Source organism: Mesorhizobium sp. M1A.F.Ca.IN.020.06.1.1 (assembly GCF_004023265.1).
In the GTDB taxonomy this organism is placed as follows: Bacteria; Pseudomonadota; Alphaproteobacteria; order Rhizobiales; family Rhizobiaceae; genus Mesorhizobium.
Map to the genome: position 1 here is coordinate 1 of NZ_RZSR01000893.1, position 2,469 is coordinate 2,469.

Here is a 2,469-nt window from a genome sequence, read left to right on the forward strand (position 1 = left end):
CTCGATCCTCATTCCGCCGCGGCGACATGGCGGCTGCTTAACCCGCGCATGAATTCTTCCAATGCCGCCGTCTGCTCGCGGCTGAAATGCAGGCCGCGTTTGGTCCTGCGCCACAGCACGTCCTCGGCGGTGATCGCCCACTCGTTCTCGACCAGGTAGCGCACCTCGGCTTCGTAGAGGTCGGCACCGAAATTGCGGCCGAGATCGGCATTCGACTTGGCGAGGCCAAGCAGCTTCTCCGCGCGCGTGCCGTAAAGCCGGGTCAACCTGCGTGCCAGCCGTTGGTCGAGGAACGGATAGGCGTTCTTGAGCCTCGATACCTGCTCGTCGAACCCGGTCGCCGGAAAATCGCCGCCGGGCAGCGGCGCGTTGGCGGTCCATGGCTTGCCGCGCTTGCCGAGAAAGCCTTCGATCTTCTCCAACATCGATTCCGCCAGCCGGCGGAACGTGGTGATCTTGCCGCCGAAGGCGTTGAGCAAGGGGGCGGCACCCTCCCCGCCATCGGCCTTCAGCACATAGTCGCGCGTCGCCTCCTGCGCCTTCGAGGCGCCGTCGTCATAAAGCGGGCGCAGCGCCGAATAGGTCCAGACGATGTCCGAACGCTTGACCGGCTGGGCGAAATATTCGCTCGCGGCGGCGCAAAGATAGTCGATCTCGGTATCGCTGATCTTCACCTCATGCGGATCGCCGGGAAAGTCGCGGTCGGTGGTGCCGATCAGCGTGAACTCTTCTTCGTAAGGAATGGCGAAGATGATGCGTCCGTCCTTGTTCTGAAAGAAATAGGCGCGCGGATCGTCGAACTTCTTGCCGATGACGATGTGGCTGCCCTGCACCAGCCGAACATTGTGCACATCGTTCTGGCCGACGGTTTTTGCCAATACCTGATCGACCCACGGCCCGGCGGCGTTGACGAGAAGACGCGCGCGGACTTCCTCGATCTCGCCGGTCAGCACGTTCTGGATCTTGATCGTCCACAGCCCGCTCTCGCGGCGCGCGCTGACCACCTTGGTGCGAGTGCGGATGACGGCGCCGCGGTCGGCCGCGTCGCGGGCATTGAGCGCCACGAGGCGGGCATCGTTGACCCAGCCGTCCGAATATTCGAACGCCTTGCGGAACAGCGGCTTAAGCGGCTTGCCGGCCGGATCGGTGGCCATGTCCAGCGTCTTGGTCGCCGGCAGCAGCTTGCGCCCGCCGATATGGTCGTAAAGGAAAAGGCCGAGCCGGATCAGCCAGGCCGGACGCAGGCCCTTGGCGTAGGGCAGCACGAAGCGCATCGGCCAGATGATATGCGGCGCGTTCTTCCACAGAACCTCGCGCTCCATCAGCGCTTCGCGCACCAGCCGGAATTCGTAGAACTCGAGATAGCGCAACCCGCCATGGATCAGTTTGGTCGAGCCGGAGGAAGTCCCGCTGGCGAGATCGTTCATCTCGGCGAGGTATACGGAAAATCCGCGGCCAACGGCGTCGCGGGCGATGCCGCAGCCATTGATGCCGCCGCCTATGACAAAAATGTCATGGATCGGAGATGCGTCCACAGGGTTCCTCCACGATTTCGCATTGCACCATTTTTGTGTTTCGCGAAACCGTGGCGGGATTATTTCGAACTCGATCCGAATGTCAAACGAAATATCACAGGTGCGTGAGATGTCCGTGAAGAGACGTTATCCGAGCGCTGTCTCGATCAAACGAACCTCCGTTTCCTCGCAAATCCGGCGCACCGAAGGGATGTCGCAACGGTCGGTGATGAAGGTGTTCACCTGCGACAGGTGACCAATGCGAACCGGCGCCGTGCGCTCGAATTTTGTCCGGTCGGAGACGAGAATCACATGACGCGCATTGGCGATGATGGCCTGCGCCACTTTCACTTCGCGAAAGTCGAAGTCGAGCAGCGCGCCGTCATGGTCGATGGCCGAGGCGCCGATGACGGCGTAGTCGACTTTGAACTGGCGAATGAAATCCACCGCGGCCTCACCCACGACGCCGCCGTCGGAGCCGCGTACAACGCCGCCGGCGATCACCACCTCGATCGAAGGATAGATCCGCATCCTATTGGCAACGTTGATGTTATTGGTGATGACCATAAGCCCGTTATGGTCGAGAAGCGCCTTTGAGACAGCTTCCGTCGTGGTGCCTATATTGATGAACAGCGAGGCGTTGTCGGGAATGAGCCTGGCCGCCGCGCGGCCGATCGCCTCCTTCTCATCGGCAGCGATTTTGCGCCGCGCCTCGTATTCCATGTTCTCGATGCCGGACGGGAACAGCGCCCCGCCATGGATGCGCGTCAGCAGCCGCTGGTCACAGAGATCGTTGAGGTCCTTGCGGATGGTCTGCGGCGTCACGCTGAAATGTGTCGCCAGATCGTCGACCAGCACCCGGCCGTCGTCCTTCGCCATCTGGATGATCTCGGCGTGACGGGGCGAAAGGAACATCCGCTATCCTTCATTTTCGTTTTTTCCGTCTATATCGGAA

General features: G+C 61.4%; 2 protein-coding genes. Both read right to left on the reverse strand.

Annotation, left to right across the window (positions count from 1 at the left end):
- Positions 1-8 precede the first annotated feature (8 nt).
- Entirely contained in the window at positions 9-1,535 is a 1,527-nt protein-coding gene (glpD, locus tag EOA60_RS28620; RefSeq protein ID WP_128312283.1) for a glycerol-3-phosphate dehydrogenase, read from the reverse strand.
- A 126-nt stretch (positions 1,536-1,661) separates the two neighbouring features.
- Positions 1,662-2,429: a DeoR/GlpR family DNA-binding transcription regulator gene (locus EOA60_RS28625; protein ID WP_095800787.1), complete on the reverse strand. Its 768-nt coding sequence runs from the start codon at positions 2,427-2,429 to the stop codon at positions 1,662-1,664.
- Between the last annotated feature and the right edge of the window lie 40 nt (positions 2,430-2,469).